Below are 21,124 nucleotides of genomic sequence, written 5' to 3'. Positions count from 1 at the left end.
CCTTGTTCTAGAAGTAAGGGGCGGGCGAAGTCGCCCGCCCCCTGACTAGCTTAGGCCAGACTTATGCCGGCAGATCGCGGTCCTGAGCTTCCAGCGAGCCTTTGCGCGGTGTGCCGTCAGCCTCGGCTGGCAGTTCGATATCGGCGCATGTGCCGGCATCGACCAGAGTCCAGGCGTTGCCTTGATAGTCTACGGTCGAGGTGCCCGCGCAGGTTGTGCCGGGGCCCGCGGCGCAGTCGTTCTGACCGGCCAGCGAAATGCCATAGCATTTCTCTTTGGCTTGTGCGGTGGCAGTTGTGGCTGCGCCCGAAACGGCGGCTGCGACTGCGGTTGCGATAACCAGTGATTTTGCGGTGTTCGACATCTCGGTAATCCCTTTTGATGACTGCGTATGTCTGCTTGTGACAATGACAAAGGTAGTGGCTTGCGGCCCAGAGTTGAATTCACGAGCCCGTGTCTCACAAGCCCGTCAGGGCGCACACTGCCCCCTTGTAAGTTAATATACTGTTTTTGATGAAGAAAAGAGAAAATATTTCAATCCGGCCCCAATTGCGGGGCCGGATTCACGGCGATTAGATGCCGAATGTTACAACAGGTCCGGCGGAGTCGCGGCCTGTGAAAGCTCATTTGTTACAGCTTCAAGCGATTGAACCTGCGTTTGTTTTTCGCCCAGACGGCGAACGCTGACCGTACGTTCGTCAACTTCGCGGTGACCGACGGCCAATATGACCGGAACTTTACCGACCGAATGTTCGCGGACCTTGTAGTTGATCTTTTCGTTGCGGATGTCAGCCTCGGCACGGACACCGGCGGCTTTAAGTGTCTCAACCACTTCGGCCACATAGTCATCCGCATCGGACGTGATCGAGGCGACGACGACCTGACGCGGGGCCAGCCAGAACGGCAGCTTGCCCGCGTGTTCCTCGATCAGGATACCGATGAAGCGTTCGAACGAACCCAGAGTTGCACGATGCAGCATGAACGGGCGGTGCTTGGCGCCGTCGGCACCGATAAAGCTGGCATCCAGTCGCTCGGGAAGGTTTGGGTCCACCTGCAGGGTGCCGCATTGCCATGTCCGGCCGATCGCGTCGGTCAAAGTGAATTCCAGCTTGGGTCCGTAAAACGCGCCTTCGCCTTCTAGCAGCTCATATTCATATCCGGCGGCCTTACATGCATCGCCCAGCGCCTTTTCGACCAGATCCCAGCTTTCATCCGACCCGATCCGCTTTTCCGGGCGTGTGGACAGTTTGATTGTCCAATCATGGAAGCCCAGATCGGCATAGACCTTGGACAGGAAGGCAATGAACTTGGCGGTTTCGGATTCGATCTGGTCCTCGGCGCAGAAGATGTGGCCATCATCCTGCGTGAAGCCGCGCACCCGCATGATACCATGCAGCGCACCCGAAGGTTCGTACCGCGCGCACGATCCGAATTCAGCCATCCGCAGCGGCAGATCGCGATAGGATTTCAGACCCTGATTGAACACCTGCACATGGCAGGGGCAGTTCATGGGCTTCAGCGCGTTGATCGCCTTTTCGCGGGCATGTTCCTCGTCGACTTCGACGATGAACATGTTTTCCTGATACTTGTCCCAGTGGCCCGAGGCTTCCCACAGTTTGCGGTCGACCACTTGCGGGGTGTTCACCTCGACATAGCCGTCGCGTTCCTGCATCCGGCGCATATAGTCCTGCAGGGTGGTGTAGATTTTCCAACCGTTCGGATGCCAGAAGATCTGACCGGGGGCTTCTTCCTGCATGTGGAACAGGTTCATTTCGCGGCCCAGTTTGCGGTGGTCGCGCTTGGCGGCCTCTTCCAGCATGTGCAAGTGAGCTTTCAGCTTTTCCTTGCCGGTGAAGGCAACGCCATAGATACGCTGCAGCATCGCGCGGTCGCTGTCGCCGCGCCAATAGGCACCTGCGATGGACATCAGTTTGAACGCATCGCCCGGTACCTGCCCGGTGTGCTGCAGATGCGGCCCGCGGCACAGGTCTTGCCAATCGCCGTGCCAATACATGCGCAGTGGCTCGTCGCCGGGGATGGCTTCGATCAGCTCGACCTTATAGGGCTCGTTATTCTGCGTGTAGAAATCAATCGCGCGCTGACGGTCCCAGACCTCGGTAGTGACGGGGTCACGCTTGTTGATGATTTCTTTCATCTTTTTTTCGATCAAGCCGAGGTCTTCGGGCGTGAACGGTTCTGCCCGGTCAAAATCGTAATACCAGCCGTTTTCGATGACGGGGCCGATGGTGACCTTGGTGTCGGGCCAAATCTCTTGCACAGCGCGCGCCATGATGTGCGCCAGGTCGTGGCGGATCAGTTCATTGGCCTGAACCTCATCCTTCATAGTGTGGATGGCGATATCTGAATCGGATTCGATGGGCCATTGCAGGTCCCAGTGCTGACCATTCACCGTGGCCGAGATGGCCTTTTTCGCCAGCGAGGTCGAGATATCGGCAGCCACCTGCGCGGGCGTTACGCCTGCGTCATAAGAACGTGCATTGCCATCGGGAAAGGTGAGTGAGACGGATTTTGCATCCAGGGCCATATCGGCTCTCCTCGTCGGTTTGGCGCCCACTGAACGCCCGGTTGCGGGTTATGTGTGTGCGGCTCATGTGGCAGGGGTTCGCGATTGTGTCAAGGGTCAGAGCGAGGGGCCAGCCCCTCGCGCACCCCGAGGTATTTGTGGCCAGATGAAGAGCGATCGGGGAATTGCACTTGGAGGTGGGGCATGCATGATGCTGCAAACAGTAAGAGGGTTTCATGGCAGCAACAGAATTTCTGATCACCGCACAGGACCGGCGGTTGGCCTATCACAAGAGCGAGGGCCATGGCCCGACCGTCGTTTTTCTGGGCGGGCTTAAATCTGACATGGAAGGCACCAAGGCGGTGCATCTGGAAGACTGGGCGCAGGCGCGCGGGCAGGCGTTTTTGCGGTTCGATTATTCTGGGCACGGTGAAAGTTCCGAAGCCTTTACGGATGGCTGTATCGGCGATTGGCACGAAGATACGATTGAGGCTGTGGCAGCCTTGACCGAAGGGCCGTTAATCGTTGTCGGATCATCGATGGGCGGGTGGCAGGCGTTGTTGCTTGCCAGAACGATGCCAGAACGGATCGCTGGTATGGTGACCGTTGCCGCCGCGCCGGATTTCACCGAGGACGGCTATTGGGCGTCGTTCAGCGCCGAACAAAAGGCTGCGTTGGATAGTGTTGGGCATGTGGAACTGCCGTCGGATTACATGGAACCCTATATCATCACCAAGCGGATGATCGAAGACGGGCGGCAACGGTTGGTGCTGCGCGATGTGTTGGAATTGCCGTTCCCGGTACGCTTTTTACAGGGCACGGCGGATACGGCGGTCTCCACTGAAACGGCCGTGCGGTTGCTAGAACACGCCAGCGGGCCTGACATGAGGTTGTTGCTTGTCAAAGACGCAGATCACCGGTTCTCGGACGGCCCCTGTCTGGGGTTGATCGAAAACGCAGTGCTTGAGGTAATGGAGGCCAGTTGATGCAGCGCTTTGGGTGGTTTCTGGGGCGTTTGCTGCTTGCGCTGATTGTTATCGGCGGGCTGATTTATTGGTTTGGGCCGCGCGAACAGGTCGACCTGCATCCTCGTTTTGATCCACGCAAATTCGGCGAAGGGGTTCAGGTCTACTTTGAAAGCATCGAATCCGCCTATGACGATATCGTGCCCGGCGTGGAAAAACGCGTGATCTGGCAGGACGGGTTCAGAGAACAACGCACGCCTGTTTCGGTTCTCTATTTACATGGCTTTTCAGCCTCGTCCGAGGAAATCCGTCCAGTGCCGGATGGGGTGGCTGATGCGCTGGGGGCTAACTTGGTTTACACGCGCCTGCAAGGGCATGGTCGCGATGGTCCGGCTATGGCCGAAGGGACGGCTACGGGCTGGATGCAGGATATGGCCGAGGGGTTGGCTGCGGCGCGGGCCGTTGGCGACAAAGTTGTTGTCATCTCAACCTCGACCGGCGGAACGTTGGCCGCAGCCGCAGCGCTGGATGAAGAATTGAGCAAAGACGTGGCAGCTTTGGTCTTTGTGTCTCCGAATTTCGGGGTGAACACACCGGGCGCGTGGATTCCCGGCTTGCCCTGGGCGCGGAAGTGGCTGCCCTTGGTGATGGGGGAGGAACGGGATGTCTCTGGCCCAGACCCGGAAGTAAACACCTATTGGACCTCGGTTTACCCTTGGGAGGCTGTGGTGCCGATGACCGTGCTGGTCGAGGCTGTCTATGCGTTGGACTTCTCGAGCGCGCAGATTCCGGCGCTGTTCTGGTTTTCGGATGACGATCAAGTCGTGCGTCCTGACCTGACGCATAAAGTGGCCGAAAGATGGGGTGGACCGAAGACGGTCAATCTGGTGACAATGGGGCCAGGGGATGATCCGGCGTCGCATGTCATCGCGGGTCGGCTGATGTCCCCGGGGCAGACGGACGCGACTGTTGCAGGTATTCTGAACTGGCTGAGTGAGCAGGGGATCGAATAGTGGACCAGCGAGTAAGCTTGATCACGATTGGGGTAGATGACCCCGAGGCCGCCGCCAAGTTCTATGAAGACATGGGTTGGAAACGGGTCAGCAGCCCCGACGGGGTAATTGCCTTTGACCTTATCGGTCAGACTTTGGGCTTATACCCGCTGTCGGCTTTGGCAGAAGAGATCGGAGTTGACGTTGACTCTCTGGGCCATGGTGCGCTGACGCTCAGCTACAATTGCCGGTCAAAGGACAAGGTTGCGCAGGTGTTGGACAAGGCCGGGGAAGCCGGAGCCGAGATATTGAAACCGGCATCTGATGTTTTCTGGGGCGGGCATCATGGGTATTTCCGCGCCCCTGAAGGGACGATCTGGGAAGTGGCCTTTAATCCATTCTCCGCGCTTGCACCGGATGGCGCCTTTTGCTGGAACGGGTACGGGTGATGCGCAAGCCGGGCAGCATGTGGAGCCTTGAAACGCTTGGGCGTGTACGTCTGTCCCGGTATTTCTTCATGCGGGATTTCCTGTATTCTGAGATTGGAAATTTCCATGAAAAGCAGAACCTTCCAGACAATCCTGACCTTGCCATCGAAACGGGGCGCGCCTTTTGCCAGACCCTGCTGGACCCGCTTGAGGAAACCTTTGGGCGCGTCGCGGTCCGGTCCGGGTATAGGTCACCCTCGTTGAATCAATTCGGGAATGAGAACCGGCTGAACTGCGCCCGCAACGACAACCCGCTGGAATGCCATATCTGGGACAGAGGCGAAGGGGATGCCCGGATCGCCGGGGCGTCAATTGTTATCCCTTGGTTCGCCGACCAATACGATGCGGGACGTGATTGGCGTGATCTGGCGTGGTGGATGCACGATCATCTGGATTATTCCGAAATCTGGTTCTTTCCCAAGCTCTGCGCCTTTAATCTGGTGTGGAGGCCCCACCCCCATCGCCGGATCGACAGCTATATTGCGCCGCGCGGGTGTTTGCTGCGCGCCGGGGCTGGGCCGGGCGAAGACCTGATAACCCGTCGCAACCGATATGCAGATTTCCCGCCTTTTCGAGACATCAAATATCCCTGAAGTTTAACTTGCCCGAGCCTGCAAAACCCCTCATCCTGAGTGCAAAGAACATCGCTTATAAAGTTGAAGTGTTGCGAGGCCCCGCGTGATCGAGCCGCTGGTTTTACTGCCTGAAATGATGTGCGACGCACGGTTGTTTGAACCCCAGATCAACAGCTTGTCGCGGCAGCGCGCGGTTACGGTTGCACCGATTTCACTAGGCGAACGTATCGAAGAGATTGCGTCGTCCCTTCTGGACCAACTGCCGCGTCGGTTTGCGCTGGCTGGGTCGGGTATGGGGGGCGTGGTTGCGCTGGAGCTGGTTCGGCGTGCACCGGATCGGGTGTCGCGTCTTTGCCTGATGGCGACGGATGCGCAGGCCGATACACCTCAGACCGCGGCGGCGCGTGAAGAGTTGTTGGTCGCTGCGAAAATGGGTCGTCTGGAAGAGGTGATGCGTCGGATTATCAGCTCGAACACGTTGGCACCGGGACCGCGGCGCATACCCATTCTGAACGATTTGGTCGCAATGGCGCTGGATCTGGGGCCCGAGGTGTTCGAACGTCAGATTCGCGCTCTGCAACGGCGTCCCGATCAGCAAGGTGAGTTGCGGCGCATCAAGGTGCCAACACTGGTTCTGTGCGGTGCGCATGACACCCTTACACCGCTACGCAAACATACCTTTATGTCGGAACTGATACCGGGCGCCGATTTGAAAGTTTTGGACGAGGCCGGGCACCTGCCGACGCTCGAGGCGCCTGATTTTGTGAATGACGTGCTGACCGACTGGCTAAGCGCACCCGCTCGTGCAGCTTACGTGTAGAACTTCGCGCGCTCAGTCTTGCTGAGTATCGTCGGTGCGACCACAGGTTTGCCGTCGCCTGCGTTAAAAAACGGCGTGTTTCTCCAGCTTCCGGACAGCCACGATTTGCTGAGGCGCGTCAGCAAGCCAACCGCCGCATAGCGCAGTTTTTCATGCGATTGCTTTCCGTTGGGCTGCGAAACAAATCCTCGGGTTGTGATCGGACCAAGCCCGCTGGGGTCAGTAACGCGTTTGACATCGAACCCGGCAAAGGGAAATTTCGCAGTCCGTGCTGTTGTCGCCAGCGGCGCATTGCAGCAACTGGCATACCACCGCAACATCCCTTTGGGGCTGAATTGCATCAGCGCAAGTTTTTCCACGCCACCATCGAAGCAGATTTCTTCCGGGCTCATGTGCAGGACGTTGACAGGGCCGGGGGATGGATCGGGTTGCCCGAAATACAGCTGTGCCGCGCGGCAATCGTGGCAAAAGCAACCGACATGTGTGCTGGAACGCACTCCGGCTGCAGTTATATGGCCGTGCAGCGTACTGCAATTGCAGGAGAATGGCATCTGGTGGGCCGCTCTCCCGCTCATTTTGTCAGGCGATCTTGTTCTTATTGGCGGCCCGGCGTTGTGGTTTGCGGGCGTTGGCGGTCATGAAATCGATCACCAGTGGCCGGATATTGTCGCGCCAACTACGCCCGGCGAAAATGCCATAGTGCCCGGCTGCTGGTTCAACATGGCTGGCCTTCTTCGACGCGGGCAAACCGGTGCAAAGATCCAGCGCTGCGATACATTGGCCAGGGGCCGAGATATCATCATTCGCGCCTTCAACCGTCTTGACCGCAACATTGGTGATTTTGCCGATGTCCACCTTGTGGCCCGCGACGACGAATTCGTTCCGGGCAATTTCGCGGTTCTTGAATACACGCTCAACCGTCGACAGATAGAATTCGGCCGTCATGTCCATAACGGCCAGATATTCATCGTAAAAACGGTTATGCGCATCATGGTCCGAAGCTTCGTCTTGCATAACGCGCTGAATCTGTTCCGAGAACGCTTTGGAATGACGTTCTGCGTTCATCGACATAAACGACGCCAGCTGCAACAGGCCGGGATAGACCATGCGGCCAACGCCTTTGTATTTAAAGCCGACACGCTGGATCATGGTCTCTTCCAGCTGCCCCATGGTGACGCGACGGCCAAAATCGGTCACATCGGTCGGGGTGGCATCGGGGTCCACGGGGCCGCCGATCAGGGTCAGCGTGCTGGGTTGTGCTTCGGGCTCAACCTCGGCCAGATAGGCCGTCGCGGCCAGAGTCAGCGGCGCGGGTTGGCAAATCGCCACAACATGAGTGTCGGGACCAAGTTCTTTCATGAAATCGACAAGATAGAGTGTATAGTCCTCTACATCGAACTTGCCTTCGGAAACAGGAATGTCGCGCGCGTTATGCCAATCAGTGATATAGACTTCGCAATTCACCAGCAGGCTTTTCACCGTCGAGCGCAACAACGTCGCATAATGCCCGGACATCGGCGCCACCAACAACACCTTGAGGGGCTGTTCCTCGCGGCCATTGACCCGGAAATGCACCAGGTCACCAAAGGGACGTTCGACAACGGGCGTGATGTCGACCAGGTGGTCTTTGCCATCCTCGCATGTAAAAGTGCGGATGCCCCAGTCCGGTTTGACGATCATCCGTTGGAAAGTACGTTCGGTGACATCACCCCAGGCAGCCATCATACTAATTGCGGGGTTGGGAATCATGGAAAACGCGGGGTAGGATGCGATTGCGCTGGCAGTTGCGCCCATCCATTGGTTGGTGTTGCGCATCGTTTCCATCAGGTCGTATGTCATCATGTAGCGCATGGAAAAGGGGCCTCCTAGATGTCAGCCAATAGATTGGACCATTCGCCGCTTTGCCCCCCGACACCCACGACGTTATTCTGCGTAGCAGCGAGGTTAGGGGGGAATTGTTAAAATGACAACAAGTGAAGACAAAATGCCAGAACTGACCGAAGAAAACGTTGAACGCCTTAAAGAAAATATGGAAAGGGTCGAGGCGCTTTCGAAGCGGCTGATCGAAGTCATGTCGGCCAAAAAGCCTCATACCCCCGCTTTGGATGGCCCGAATCAAGAGCTTTTCGCACGAGCAGCAACAGCCTATTGGGCCGAAGCTTGGCAAAATCCGGCAAAATTGCTGGAACAACAGATAGAATACTGGGGCAAGTCAGTTCTGAACTTCGCCGAAGCCCAAAAGACAATGACCACGGGTGAGGCTGACGACGACCAGCCCAAACCCCAGGACAAGCGCTTTTCCAACCCGTTGTGGGAAACCAACCCCTATTTCCGCCTGATCCGACAGCAATACCAGACCAACGCAGAAGCCATCGCGCAAGCCGTGGCCTCGGTTGAGGATCTGGATGACAAGGACAAACGTCGCCTAAAGTACTTCTCGCAGCAGATTGTCGACATGATGTCTCCTACGAATTTCCTGGCGACTAATCCAGACGCCCTACAAAAGGCGGTTGAAACCGAAGGGCAGTCATTGATCAAAGGGCTGGAAAACCTTGTCTCGGATCTTGAGGCCAATGACGGTGAGCTGGTTGTCAAACTGGCCGACGAAAACGCGTTTGAGGTCGGCGGCAATCTGGCGACCACCCCGGGCGATGTAGTCTATCGCAACCGCATGATGGAACTGATCCAGTACAAACCCGCGACTGAGACGGTGTATGAAACACCGATCGTGCTGTTCCCACCCTGGATCAACAAGTTCTACATTCTTGACCTCAAAGTCCAGAACAGCCTGATCAAATGGATCACTGAAAAAGGTTATACTCTGTTTGTGGTCAGTTGGGTCAATCCTGATGAAAGCTATGCGGATGTCGGGATGGAAAACTATATCGAGGATGGCTTTCTTACCGCAATCGACGAGGTAAAAAAGATCTGCAAGGTCAAGCAGGTGAACGCGATTGGCTATTGCATCGCGGGCACCACACTGAGTTTGACCCTGGCGCTACAGAAGCAGCGTGGCGACAAGTCGATCAAATCGGCCACCATGTTTACTGCGCTGACGGATTTTTCCGAACAGGGCGAGTTTACGCCATTTCTGCAGAACGACTTTATCGACGGCGTTGAGGCAGAGGTAAACAAAGAAGGTATCCTGCGCTCATGGATCATGGGGCGCACTATGTCCTTCCTGCGTTCGCGTGATCTGGTCTACGGTCCAGCCATCCGCAGCTATATGCTGGGCGAGATGCCGCCAGCCTTTGATCTGCTGTACTGGAATGGCGACGGGGCCAACCTGCCGGCCAAGATGACGGTGCAATACCTGCGCGGGCTGTGCCAGCGCAATGAGTTCGCCGAAGGCGGTTTCGAACTGCTTGGGCACAAACTGCATGTCAGTGACGTGGACGTGCCGTTGATGGCGATCACCTGCCAGACGGACCATATCGCCGCTTGGAAAGATTGCTATCGTGGGGTGCAGAAAATGGGGTCACGTTCCAAGACGTTCGTGGTCTCGGAGTCCGGTCATATCGCAGGCATCATCAACCCGCCCAGCAAGAAAAAATACGGCCATTACACCAACCCTGATCTGAAGGCGGACGCGGACACCTGGATGAAAGAGGCCGACTTCCACGAAGGTTCGTGGTGGCCCCTATGGGAGGCATGGTTGAAGAAGCGATCCGGCAAGCAGGTTCCTGCCCGCGACACCGGCGATTCGGATCATCCGCGGCTCGCCCCTGCGCCCGGGACCTATGTTGTAGCCGATCCAAACGGCTGATTTCATTTTGAAACTTAAAATTTTCTGCGTTGCAGCAAGAAAAAACTTGCAATGCTGCAACGCAGCAATCATATTGCCCTCAAGCTGATGAAAGCCGGGGTGGGCCCGGTTCGGCAAAAAGGATTAGGACAATGGCAAAGACTCAAGACTTTACCGCGACCCTGAAAGACATGATGGGTGCATTCCCCGTAGACACCACCGCTCTGGAAGGTGCCTTCAAATCGACCGCTTCGCTGAACGAAAAGCTGTCGGGTGTTGCTCTGGAAGCAGCAGAGAAGTCGGCTGAAATCTCGAACAAATGGACCAAAGACACACTGTCCAAGCTGACCGAGATGTCGAAAGCAAAGGCCGAGCCTGCAGAATACGCAAAAGCCGCAACCGACTTCGCAAGCGCGTCGGCTGAAGTTGCTGCTGAAAACATGGCTGCTTTCGCTGAAATCGCGAAAAAACTGCAGACCGAAACTGTCGAGCTGCTGATGGCTGCTGGTAAAGACGCTGCTGAAGAAGCAACCGTTGCTGTTCAGAAAGCCACCAACGACGTGACAGCTGCTGCCAAAAAAGCTGCAGCCACCAAGTAAAATTTGGGCGCGAGGCGCACCCACTCCTCCCATTTGGTGCATTCGCGCAGGGCGGGTCTTAGGACCTGCCCTTTCTTTTTGTTCTGCGGTCGCATAATCTCTGCTGCAATGCATCATCCTTGGGGAGGGCAAACGGTGCCAGAACAAGAAAAACCGCTGTTGATCAAGCGCTATGCAAGCCGCAGGCTGTATAACACCGAGACCAGCGACTATGTCACGCTCGAAGATATCGCGACCTTCATCCGCGATGGGCGCGAAGTGCAGATCATTGACCTGAAATCTGGCGACGATCTGACCCGGCAATATCTACTGCAAATCATCGCCGAACACGAAAGCCGGGGTGAAAATGTGCTGCCGGTCAACGTGCTGAACGATCTGGTGCGCAGCTACATGATTCCAGGCGGCGGGATGATGCCGCAATTCCTGCAAAGTTCATTTGAAATGCTGCGCGAAAGCCAAAGCAAGATGATGGAGAATATGAATGCCATGAACCCGATGTCGCAGATACCGGGTTTCGAAGCGATGCAGGCGCAGCAACAGGCATTCCTCAAGGCGATGACCGGAGGGCTGTCAGGCAATTGGTCAGGCCCTGAAGAAGGTGAAGATGCCAATCCGGAATCGAAAGAAGATCTGGATGACATTAAAAAGCAGCTGGCCGAGTTGCAGAAAAAGCTCTCCAAGTTGAACTGACGTCTGTTGTGTTGCGCTGGCTGGTCTTGAGTGTTGCGGTGCTTTGGGCCCACCCGGCGCTATCACAGGGCGTTTTTTCGGAAGGCTGGTCTGCGGTCTGCACGATGGGCGCCCAGTCCGAAGAAGGGTGCGGTGCCATTCGTGCGCGCGAGATCCTGGATGCGGATCAGCCCCCATGGCGTGCCATTGGGCGCCTCAATTTCGCCAGCCGGGACCGGCGATCACATTGTACTGGCGTATTGGTGTCTGACCGGCTGGTCCTGACTGCTGCCCATTGCCTGTACAATTCCCCGCGCAAACGTTGGATACCGCCCTCTAGCATCCGGTTTGCCGCTGGCTATCAACGCGGAGAGGCCGCGGCCGTTGCGGGCATCGATGGGTATAAGATGCATCCCGAACAAGGCGCTGACGGGGCGTTCGACGACCGTGCCGAATTGGACTGGGCGGTTCTGGAATTGACCGAGCCTATTGGTCAAACGGTTGGTTATCTGCCGTTGGCATCTGCGTTGACGCCTTCGTCGTTTGTTGCGGGGTATCCCGGTCTTCGGCCTCATGTCCTCAGCCGGACTTTGACCTGTGCGCCGCGTCCCCTTGAGGGTGGAATGGTCTTGTCGCTGTGCCCGGTCATGATGGGGGATTCGGGTGCGCCGCTCTTAGTGGACACACCGACCGGCCCCCAAGTCGCGGCGATCCTGTCGCGTGTGGGTGTAACCCCCGAGGGGATTACAGCCCTGTTTCTGTCGACCGAGGTTTTTGACCTCGATCCGTAAGCCTTATCAGGTGCCGTAGACGGGAACCGGGCCGGTCACCTCGCCGACCGAAGCCAGCAAAATATCGGCGATCACGTCCAGCTCTTCCTTGGTCAGCCGTACAGGCAGACGGACGTCGCACGCTTTCATCAGCATGTCCCGTGTCTGCGGCAAGTCGAACTTCTCGGGCAGGAATTGCCAGTTCCAGAAGGCGCGGGCGTTGTCCTCGCTCAGGCCAAAGACCTGAACTTTGACACCGCGTGCCTCGGAGGCCGCCGCAAAGGCGCGGATTTCGGCCTCATTCATTCCAACCAGATTGAACTGTATTGAATCCGGTGCCCGACGTTCGGGTGTCAGGGGGGCAGGGACGTCGATATGGGACGAAGTGTTCAGCCGCTCGGCCACGTAGTCGTGGTTCGACAGGCCATCCCGCACTCGCCGCGCCAGTTCGGGGATTTGCGGGCGGATCACAGCAGCGCTCAGGTTGCTCATCCGCAGGTTATACAGCGGCAACTGGTTCTGCCAGCGGGCAAAGGCTTGCTCCAACTCGGGCGAGTTGTCGCCATGCGGGGTTTTGTGCTTTTTCCAGTTATGTTCATAAGCGCCCGACATGATCACGGCCTGGGCCACCAGGTCGGCATCGTCGGTGATCAGGATACCGCCTTCGCCCGCGTTGATCATCTTGTAGGACTGGAACGAGAAGCACCCCACCTTGCCGATGGTGCCAATGTTCTGCCCATGCCAGGTGGTGCCCAGCGAATGGGCCGCATCCTCGATCACCGGGATGTTGCGTTCGTTGCACAGCGCCATGATCGCGTCCATGTCGGACGTGTGGCCACGCATGTGGCTGATGATCACGGCCTGTACGTCGTCCAGCTTGGCGGCAAAATCCTCCATGTCGATGCGATAATTCTCGCCGACTTCGCACAGTACGGGAATGCAATCCGCATGCACGACAGACGAAGGCACGGCAGCAAAGGTAAAGCCCGGGATCAGCACCCGCGCATCGCGCGGCAAGCCTAACGCCTTAAGAGACAGGAACAAAGCAGCCGAACACGATGACACGGCCAGCGCGTATTTCGTGCCCAGCAAAGTGGCGAACTCCGCCTCAAGCAAGGCCACCGGCGCGTCCTGCGGCGCGGTATAGCGGAACAGGTCCCCCGACTGCATCAGGGCGTCGATGGCGTCTTTTGCGGCTGCGGGGATGGGTTCGGCGTCATGAACGTTTGGAGGAAGCGTCATATTTGATTTTCCCAAATTCTAACTTTGGGAAAGATAAAGCTATTCGAATGGCAAGAAAACCCCTCAATCGCTGTGTGGGCGAAATTTCACCAATCTGTCATGGTTTTCTAAGGTCAGACCCCGAGGCGATCCCGTAGCGCGAACCATGTCATCGCCAGTACCAGCAGCGGGCTGCGCAGGGCGGGGCCGCCGGGGAAGGGCAAAGCGGGGACGCGGGCCATGGTGTCGAACCCTTCAGCTTGTCCCTGAACGGCCAGTGCCATCAATTGCCCGGCATGGGTGGCCGTGCCGACACCGTGACCTGAATAACCCGAGGCGGACAGGATATTTGGTGCAACCCGCGCCAGATAGGGCATGCGACGCATGGTGATGGCCAGTGTGCCGCCCCAGGCAAAATCGATCTTCACATCCTGCAGGTGAGGGAAGATTTCCGTCATCGGTTTGCGCACTTTCGCGGCAATGTCGCTGGGAAAACGGTAGCCATAGCTTTCACCGCCACCGAACAGCAGGCGCCCATCCGCGCTGAGGCGGAAGTAATTCACCACGAATTTGGTGTCAGCGACCGCGACGTCTTGTGTCAGAACGCGGGCAGCGTCGGAGCCCAAAGGTTCGGTCGCCGCAATGAAGTTATTGATCGGCATGACCCTTGACGCCACCTTGCGGTTCAGATCGCCCAGATAGCCGTTGCAGGCCAGAATAACATGGTCTGCGCTAACCGTTCCGTTCACCGTCTGCACCTTGGCAAGTTGGCCTTCCTCGATCCCGGTGACCTCGGTGCTTTCAAAGATGCGCACCCCGGCTTTTGCCGCCGCTTGCGCCAGACCCAAGGCAAAGTTCAACGGGTGCAGATGTGCCGCACCCATGTCCAGATATCCCCCTTTATACGAGGGCGATGGGCACAGCGCGTGGCCGGCGGCCTCATTCAGCAATTCAATCTGATCGTATCCGTAACGGCCGGACAGATGCGCGGCATGTTCATGCAGGTCTTGCTTTTCGCCGGAGCTGAGACCCAAAACAGCTACGCCGGGTTTCAAGTCACAGTTGATCTGATGCTTTGCGATCAGCGATTTGACCAGATCTTTCGCATCCTCGGCCAGATCCCACAGCTTGGCGGCATCATCGTCACCGACCAGCCGCTCGAGGTCTTCCTGATCCATACGCTGGGCGCTTCCCAACTGACCGCCGTTGCGACCGGACGCGCCGAACCCCACACGGTGCGCCTCAAGCAGTACCACGCTGAGCCCGGCTTCGGCCAAATGCAGCGCGGCGGACAGGCCGGTGTAGCCTGCACCGACGACACAGACATCGGCTTTCTCGTCTTTGCAGAGTGCCGGAAACCGATCCACCGGGTTGGCCGTCGCCGCATACCAACTGGCCGGATACTCGGCCTTGCGGTCGTTGGAATAGAGCAGGTTCATCGCGCACCTCAGACGTTCAGCAATAGATGCTCACGCTCCCACGGAGAGATCACTTGTAGGAATTCCTCGTATTCTGCGCGTTTGACGATGCTGTAGACGCGAGCGAATTCTGGGCCAAGGACCTCATGCAGGGCGTTGGCCTCATCAAACAAGTCAAGCGCGCTGCCCATGACCTGCGGGATATCGCCGTCGCCCTCATAAGCGTCGCCATAGAATTGACGGCGGGGGCGCTCTTGTTGGGTCAGGCCCAGATAGCCACAGGCCAGCGACAGCGCGATGCCCAGATAGGGGTTGCAGTCCATCCCGGCGATACGGTTTTCCACCCGGCGCGCCTCGGGCCCTGACAGGGGCACGCGGATACCCGTGGTGCGATTATCACGCGCCCATTCCAGATTGATCGGCGCGGCGTGGTCTTTCACGTAGCGCCTGTACGAATTCACATATGGTGCCATCACGGCAAGACCGGCGGGCAGGTGGTTCTGCAGCCCGGCAATGAAGTTATAGAACGCGTCCGTCTCTCCTCCCTGCGGGCCAGAGAATATGTTTTGCCCGGTCTCGGTATCGATGATCGAGTGGTGGATATGCATGGCTGAGCCCGGCTCATCTTCGATCGGCTTGGCCATGAAGGTGGCAAAGCAATCGTGACGCAAAGCGGCCTCGCGGATCAGGCGTTTGAAGTAGAACACCTCATCCGCCAGCTTGACCGGATCGCCATGGCGTAGGTTGATTTCCAGCTGGCCCGCGCCGCCTTCTTGCGTGATGCCGTCGATCTCGAACCCTTGATGTTCGGCGAAATCGTAGATGTCGTCGATCACCGGGCCGAATTCGTCCACCGCTGTCATCGAATAGGCCTGACGTGCCGCCGCCGGACGGCCCGAACGCCCCATCATCGGCTTGATTCCTTGTGCCGGATCGACATTGCGGGCGACCAGAAAGAACTCCATTTCAGGCGCGACAATCGGCTTCCAGCCCTTGTCGTGATACATCTGCACGACCCGTTTCAGTACGTTGCGGGGGCTGAAGGGGATCGGCTCACCATCCCGGTCATAGGCGTCGTGGATCACTTGCAACGTCCAGTCGCCGGTCCAGGGCGCGGCCGAGGCGGTCGAAAAGTCAGGCTTGAGGATCATGTCCCGTTCGATAAACCCATCCTCGCCCGCGGCCTCGCCCCAGTCACCGGTGATGGTCTGGTAGAAAACGCTGTCGGGCAGGTGGAAATAAGCCTGCTTTGCAAATTTCGATGCGGGCACCGCCTTGCCGCGGGCAATGCCGGGCAGGTCAGAGATGATGCATTCAACCTCATCCAGCCGCTGGCCGTCGATATAGGTTCGGGCTGCCTGTGGCAGTTGATCTTTCCAGTCGGCCATCAGGCCCTCTCTTTCTTCAGAAACTCGGCCATCATCTGTCCGATCTTCGGATTGTCGTTCTGGGCAGGCAGGCGGTTGGCGGCCGCCTCCATCAGCGCATCCGGCACAACGCCTTTGCCGCGTGTGTTCATCAGGCCTTGAATGAAGGCGTCGCCATATTCCGGGTGCGCCTGCACCGTCCAGACGTTGTCGCCATAGGCCACCATCGCGTTGCGGCAGAAGGTGTTTGTACCCAGCACACGCGCGTCTTCCGGCAGCTCAACCACCTGATCCTGATGCCAGGCGTTCAGCGTAACGGTCTGACTATTATATTCATAATCGGTGCGTCCGACGGCCCAGCCGCCTTTGAATTTTTCGACCTTCCCACCTAGCGCCTGCGCAACGATCTGATGGCCGAAACAGACGCCGATCAGGGGGCGACCACTGTGGCGGATGGCGCGGATCAGATCCTCGAGCGGCGGAATCCATGGATGGTCTTCATATGCCCCGTGGCGCGAACCGGTGATGATCCAGCCATCGGCTTGAAATTCATCTTTGGGAAACTGGCCATCCACGACGGCAAAGGTTTCATAGGTAAAGCCATTGCCGTCCAGAAGCGCGCGAAACATCACGTCGTATTCGTCGAACTGGTCCTGCAACACGTCAGGAGGGTGGCCGGTCAGTAGGATGCCGATTTTCATGGGTCACCAAATTTGATCAAATTTATTCTAGCCCACCGGGTTCACGCGGGCAAGAGGGTCATACCGCCTCGAGATAGCTTAGCCAGTGTTCTTCCGCCGGGCGGTCGGCAAAGCGGCGCATTTCCTGCCGCTTGGTCATGGCAAAAAAACGGATCAGATCGGCGGGGAAGATGCGCGCCACATTCGGGTCGGTTTCGAACGCGGTAATGGCTGCACCCCAATCTGCCGCCAGTTGCGGCAGGCCGTCGATCTCATAGGCATTGCCCGAGATCGGAGCAGGGGGTTCGGTCTCATCCTCAATCCCGTTGAGCGCGGCACCCAGCACGGCCGCCAGCATCAGATAAGGGTTGATGTCACCGCCCGCGACGCGATGTTCGATCCGCCGCGCGGCAGGGGCACCGCCGGGAATGCGTAGGGCGGCGGTGCGGTTTTCATAGGCCCAGCTGGCACCGGTGGGGGCGTGTGCGCCGGGTATGAGGCGCGTGTAGGAATTGCCGTGGGGCGCAAAAATCAGCGTGCATCCTGGCATCGCCGACAGACATCCGGCGACAGCCCAACGCAGCAGATCTGTGCCTTCCGGCCCGCCATTGTCGAACACGTTCCGGCCTTTTTCATCCACGACCGAGAAATGCACGTGCATCCCGTTGCCCGCGTCATCGGCGTACGGTTTCGACATGAATGTGGCCGTAAACCCATGTTTGCGGGCAAGGCCGCGCGTCAAGGTCTTGAAAAGCCACGTATCATCGGCGCAGCGCATGGCATCCTGATGGTTCAGGTTGATCTCGAACTGGCCAATGCCGCTTTCGGATATCGCTGTCTGGGCTGGTATGCCCATGGCTGCGCATCCGTCGTAGAGATCGGTGAAAAACGCGTCGAACGCGTCCATCTCGGCCATGGACAAAACTGCCTCATCCGCCAGCCGCCGATCTGTGACCGGGTTGATTGGAGGCTGCGGCTGGGGGCCGGATGCGTCCAGCAGAGTGAACTCCAGTTCGGTCGCTGCGATGACAGACCAACCGCGCTGGGCATAGCGTTCCAGCAAAGCGGCCAGAGCGTGCCGGGGATCCCCAGCAAAGGGCACACCTGCGTCATCGTGCAGGCACATCGGGACCAGCGCCGTGTCTGCGTCCAGCCAAGGCATTGGCACCGGCCCGCGATCCGTCGGCAGCAGCATTCCATCGGCGTCACCGGATTCAAAGACCAGCGGGCTGCCGTCGATATCCGCGCCCCACAGGTCGACGTTCAGCGCGGAAAAGGGCATCCGTACCGCGCCTTTGGTCAACTTGTCGGCATATGAGGGCGGCACTCGCTTGCCGCGCAGCTGACCGTTCAAGTCACAGGCAGCAACGCGAAAACTGTGCAGGGCGCTCAGGTCCATCGGGGTCTCCATTCTTCGAGTTACCCGAGATGTAATGGGTTAAACGCGCCTTGTCACTAAATTTGATCAAATTATCGCCGTGACGATATGGCGGAAAGTTGCTCCGCGCCCAAGGGGGACGGCGCGGAGCAGGGGCTTTAAACGAAGTTGACGCCGTTTTCAGCCATTGGCAGTTCGGCCACGTGCGTTCCGGACAAGGCGTTAATCGCATTGGCCAGAGCTGGGGCCGAGGGTGGGGTGCCCGGTTCGCCGACACCTGTGGGTGCCTCAGCAGACGGCACGATATGTACGTCGATCGCTGCGATGTCACCGATCCGCAGCGGCTCATAATCCGGGAAGTTGAATTGATCCACGGTGCCGTCTGTCAACGTGATCTGGTCGCGCATCACATGTCCGATGCCGTAACCGATACCGCCTTCCATCTGCGCGCGCACCACATCGGGGTTCACCGCAATGCCGCAATCGACGGCACATGTGACCCTTTCGATCTTGATGCCGTTTTCCGGATCGCCCGAAACCTCGACAACCTGAGCGGCATAAGACCCAAAGGACTTGTGAACTGCGATACCCTGTGCGCGGCCTGCAGGTACGTTGCCCCAGTTGGCCTTTTCAACCGCCAGTTTCAGAACCGCAGCTTTGCGTGCCTGATCCGGGTTGCTGCTATCGGCCAAATGCGACAGGCGGAACTCTACCGGGTCGCGACCTGCGGCCTCGGCAACCGCATCCATCATCGTCTCCATGACATAGCCGGTGTGGGTGTGGCCCACAGAACGCCACCACAGAACCGTTGTCGCCTTCGGTGTGTCGGTCAGCCCAAGCGCGATGCCAGGGATAGCATACGGACTGTCGGCGATACCCTCGATCGAGCTGTGGTCGATCCCGTCATGTACCAGAACGGATTCGAACGGGGTGCCTTTGATAACGGATTGACCGGCGACCTGATGCTGCCAGCCGACGATGTTGCCATCGGCATTCAAACCCACGCGGACCTTGTGTCCGAAGGCCGGGCGGTAATAGCCGCTGCGAATGTCATCCTCACGCGTCCACACCAGTTTGACCGGGCGCGAGCGGTCGGTGACCACAAAGGCCAGCGCAGCCTCAACCTGATAATCCGCATCCGGTGTCGCGCGACGCCCGAACGACCCACCCGCCAGCATCGTCTTGATGTGGATCTTTTCGGGCGGCAATTGGAAGATCTGCTGATACGCCATGTGCGGGCCGGTCGGCATTTGCGCACCGTCATGCAGAACGATGTCTCCTTCGGCAGTCTGCTCAATGGTGCAGTTCAGAGGCTCCATCGGTGCATGCGCAAGCAGCGGGAAATAAAAGGTCTTTTCGATGACCTTGTCTGCTCCGTCGATTGCTGCGGCGACTGCTGCAATGTCCGCCTTGTTCACATTGTATGTGGGGGCGGCGTCCAGTGCGGCCATGATCTCGGCCTTGATCTGATCCGAATGGCGGGTTTCCGCGCCCGACATATCCCAATCAACCTCAAGCGCGTCGCGCGCCTGAATCGCGGCCCAGGTGTTTTCGGCGTAAACCGCGACCCCTGCCTGATTGGGCAGCACGGCGGCTGAGATATAGCCTTTGACCTCTTTCGACGCGCTGTCGTCAAAGCCGTTGGCGATGCCGCCTTTTGACTCAGGGCGCTTGATCATGGCGACCATCTGCTTTGGCAGGTGAACGTCCATGGCGTACATGGCCTGACCATTGCCCTTGATGGCGGAATCCTTGCGGCGAACGGATTCGTTGCCGATCAGACGGAATTCCGATGGGTCTTTCAGGCGCGGCTCGGTGGGAGCCTCTAGCTGAGAGGCAGCAGCCACAAAATCGGCAATCGGGGCGGACAGGTCGCCCGCTTTGATGATGCCTTCGTCGATGGTGATACCCGCGGCATCCACGCCCCAGCTTTGGGCGGCGGCGGCGATCAGCATTTCACGCGCGGCGGCACCGGCCTGACGATATTGTATCCACGAATTCGCCATTGCGGTCGATCCACCCGTGCCCTGGAAGGGGCCGAACAGGAGGTTGTTGTAAACCTGCGCGTTAGACGGCGCGAATTCGTAGTCGATCTGATCCATGCGAAGACCGATTTCTTCAGCGATCAGTGTTGGCAGGCCGGTTGCGGGGCCCTGACCTTTTTCAAAGTGTTTGACGATGGCAGTCACTGTGCCATCCGCGTCAATCTTGACGAAGGGGTTGAACTGCGCAGTCTCGGATGAGGTCGCGGCCAGCACGCCATCGGCACGTGCACCAACCAGCAGAACAGCACCGGCAGCGGCGGCCCCTTTCAGAAATCCACGGCGAGAGGTGTTAATGGTCATGGATCAGGCCTCCAGAATTTCGGACGCGCGCTGAATGCCGGCGCGGATGCGTTGATAGGTGGCGCAGCGGCAGGCATTGCCGTGCATGTAATCGTCAATCTCTTCGACGGATGGGGTGGGATTTTCGGACAACAGCCCAACGGCCGACATCACCTGACCCGACTGGCAATAGCCGCACTGAACAACGTCCAACTCGACCCAGGCCTGCTGAACGGCGGCGCCGATCTTGTCCTTACCGACGGCCTCGATTGTGGTGATTTCGGCATCTTCAACGTCTTCGACATAGGTCTGGCACGAGCGTACGGGCTCGCCATTCAGATGCACGGTACAGGCACCGCACGAGGCGACGCCGCAGCCGAACTTGGTGCCGGTCAGTTTTAGTTCGTCCCGGATCACCCACAGCAGAGGGGTGCCGGGTTCGGCGTCAACCGTGTGGGTTTCGCCATTCAGTTTTAATGTCAGTGCCATGAGGGGACCTTCCGTGTTGGGCTGGTTACCTGAGTCGGTAAACTGGCGCGTTTACTATTTGCACAGAAATCCGCCCTTGTAAACTCCTGCGTTTACCTAG

Annotated in this window: 20 protein-coding genes; 9 read left to right on the top strand and 11 right to left on the bottom strand. The window is 58.2% G+C overall.

Features of this window, described 5'->3' with window-relative positions; all coding sequences use genetic code 11:
- Positions 1-61 precede the first annotated feature (61 nt).
- Both AB1A64_RS06595 and thrS read right to left on the bottom strand, forming a co-directional pair.
- Positions 62-364, bottom strand: coding sequence for a DUF2282 domain-containing protein (locus AB1A64_RS06595; RefSeq protein ID WP_170349161.1), 303 nt, complete (start codon positions 362-364; stop codon positions 62-64).
- Between the two features lie 222 nt (positions 365-586).
- The gene (gene thrS / locus AB1A64_RS06590) at positions 587-2,545 is read right to left on the bottom strand and encodes a threonine--tRNA ligase (protein ID WP_366550676.1); all 1,959 of its coding nucleotides are present in this window, start codon (positions 2,543-2,545) and stop codon (positions 587-589) included.
- A gap of 215 nt (positions 2,546-2,760) precedes the next feature.
- On the opposite strand from thrS, the gene AB1A64_RS06585 reads away from it, so the two are divergent.
- The 5 genes from AB1A64_RS06585 to AB1A64_RS06565 all read left to right on the top strand — a co-directional run bounded on the left by AB1A64_RS06585 (position 2,761) and on the right by AB1A64_RS06565 (position 6,364).
- Entirely contained in the window at positions 2,761-3,510 is a 750-nt protein-coding gene (locus tag AB1A64_RS06585; RefSeq protein WP_366550675.1) for an alpha/beta hydrolase, read from the top strand.
- On the top strand, positions 3,510-4,502 hold the full coding sequence (locus AB1A64_RS06580; RefSeq protein WP_366550674.1) for an alpha/beta hydrolase: 993 nt from the start codon (positions 3,510-3,512) through the stop codon (positions 4,500-4,502). Before AB1A64_RS06585 ends, AB1A64_RS06580 begins: the two co-directional genes overlap by 1 nt.
- The gene (locus AB1A64_RS06575) at positions 4,502-4,930 is read left to right on the top strand and encodes a VOC family protein (RefSeq protein ID WP_366550673.1); all 429 of its coding nucleotides are present in this window, start codon (positions 4,502-4,504) and stop codon (positions 4,928-4,930) included. Before AB1A64_RS06580 ends, AB1A64_RS06575 begins: the two co-directional genes overlap by 1 nt.
- Positions 4,931-4,947: 17 nt before the next feature.
- Complete coding sequence (locus tag AB1A64_RS06570) at positions 4,948-5,562, top strand: hypothetical protein (RefSeq protein WP_366550770.1); 615 nt, start codon at positions 4,948-4,950, stop codon at positions 5,560-5,562.
- Positions 5,563-5,647: 85 nt separating this feature from the next.
- The gene (locus AB1A64_RS06565; protein ID WP_366550672.1) at positions 5,648-6,364 is read left to right on the top strand and encodes an alpha/beta fold hydrolase; all 717 of its coding nucleotides are present in this window, start codon (positions 5,648-5,650) and stop codon (positions 6,362-6,364) included.
- On the opposite strand, the gene AB1A64_RS06560 is transcribed toward AB1A64_RS06565, so the two are convergent.
- Both AB1A64_RS06560 and phaZ read right to left on the bottom strand, forming a co-directional pair.
- The gene (locus tag AB1A64_RS06560; protein ID WP_366550671.1) at positions 6,355-6,915 is read right to left on the bottom strand and encodes a DUF6151 family protein; all 561 of its coding nucleotides are present in this window, start codon (positions 6,913-6,915) and stop codon (positions 6,355-6,357) included. The genes AB1A64_RS06565 and AB1A64_RS06560 overlap by 10 nt on opposite strands.
- Positions 6,916-6,943: 28 nt before the next feature.
- The gene (gene phaZ, locus AB1A64_RS06555; RefSeq protein ID WP_366550670.1) at positions 6,944-8,215 is read right to left on the bottom strand and encodes a polyhydroxyalkanoate depolymerase; all 1,272 of its coding nucleotides are present in this window, start codon (positions 8,213-8,215) and stop codon (positions 6,944-6,946) included.
- Between the two features lie 112 nt (positions 8,216-8,327).
- Here phaZ and phaC point away from each other — a divergent pair, with 112 nt between their 5' ends.
- The 4 genes from phaC (at position 8,328) to AB1A64_RS06535 (ending at position 12,168) form a co-directional block, all read left to right on the top strand.
- Positions 8,328-10,130, top strand: a complete 1,803-nt coding sequence (phaC, locus tag AB1A64_RS06550) for a class I poly(R)-hydroxyalkanoic acid synthase (protein WP_366550669.1) — start codon at positions 8,328-8,330, stop codon at positions 10,128-10,130.
- 131 nt (positions 10,131-10,261) lie between these two features.
- The gene (locus AB1A64_RS06545; protein WP_170349152.1) at positions 10,262-10,708 is read left to right on the top strand and encodes a phasin family protein; all 447 of its coding nucleotides are present in this window, start codon (positions 10,262-10,264) and stop codon (positions 10,706-10,708) included.
- Between the two features lie 135 nt (positions 10,709-10,843).
- Entirely contained in the window at positions 10,844-11,398 is a 555-nt protein-coding gene (gene phaR, locus AB1A64_RS06540) for a polyhydroxyalkanoate synthesis repressor PhaR (protein WP_170375923.1), read from the top strand.
- Positions 11,399-11,502: 104 nt separating this feature from the next.
- Positions 11,503-12,168, top strand: a complete 666-nt coding sequence (locus tag AB1A64_RS06535) for a trypsin-like serine protease (RefSeq protein ID WP_366550668.1) — start codon at positions 11,503-11,505, stop codon at positions 12,166-12,168.
- A 6-nt stretch (positions 12,169-12,174) separates the two neighbouring features.
- Here AB1A64_RS06535 and AB1A64_RS06530 read toward each other — a convergent pair whose 3' ends face one another.
- The 7 genes from AB1A64_RS06530 to AB1A64_RS06500 all read right to left on the bottom strand — a co-directional run bounded on the left by AB1A64_RS06530 (position 12,175) and on the right by AB1A64_RS06500 (position 21,024).
- Complete coding sequence (locus AB1A64_RS06530; protein WP_366550667.1) at positions 12,175-13,389, bottom strand: aminotransferase class I/II-fold pyridoxal phosphate-dependent enzyme; 1,215 nt, start codon at positions 13,387-13,389, stop codon at positions 12,175-12,177.
- A 113-nt stretch (positions 13,390-13,502) separates the two neighbouring features.
- Positions 13,503-14,807 (bottom strand): FAD-binding oxidoreductase, encoded by a 1,305-nt coding sequence (locus AB1A64_RS06525; RefSeq protein ID WP_366550666.1) that lies wholly within the window; start codon positions 14,805-14,807, stop codon positions 13,503-13,505.
- 8 nt (positions 14,808-14,815) lie between these two features.
- Entirely contained in the window at positions 14,816-16,174 is a 1,359-nt protein-coding gene (locus tag AB1A64_RS06520; RefSeq protein WP_366550665.1) for a glutamine synthetase family protein, read from the bottom strand.
- Positions 16,174-16,854, bottom strand: a complete 681-nt coding sequence (locus tag AB1A64_RS06515) for a type 1 glutamine amidotransferase (protein WP_366550664.1) — start codon at positions 16,852-16,854, stop codon at positions 16,174-16,176. The genes AB1A64_RS06520 and AB1A64_RS06515 overlap by 1 nt, the downstream gene beginning before the upstream one ends.
- 58 nt (positions 16,855-16,912) lie before the next feature.
- Complete coding sequence (locus AB1A64_RS06510) at positions 16,913-18,232, bottom strand: glutamine synthetase family protein (protein WP_366550663.1); 1,320 nt, start codon at positions 18,230-18,232, stop codon at positions 16,913-16,915.
- Between the two features lie 137 nt (positions 18,233-18,369).
- Entirely contained in the window at positions 18,370-20,556 is a 2,187-nt protein-coding gene (locus AB1A64_RS06505) for a xanthine dehydrogenase family protein molybdopterin-binding subunit (protein ID WP_366550662.1), read from the bottom strand.
- 3 nt (positions 20,557-20,559) lie between these two features.
- Complete coding sequence (locus AB1A64_RS06500; protein ID WP_366550661.1) at positions 20,560-21,024, bottom strand: (2Fe-2S)-binding protein; 465 nt, start codon at positions 21,022-21,024, stop codon at positions 20,560-20,562.
- Positions 21,025-21,124 lie beyond the last annotated feature (100 nt).

The sequence above is a fragment of the Ruegeria sp. ANG10 genome (genome assembly GCF_040705255.1).
Classification (GTDB): Bacteria; Pseudomonadota; Alphaproteobacteria; order Rhodobacterales; family Rhodobacteraceae; genus Ruegeria.
Note: the sequence above shows the minus strand (reverse complement) of the source record. Positions and strands in the feature narration are given on the sequence as shown.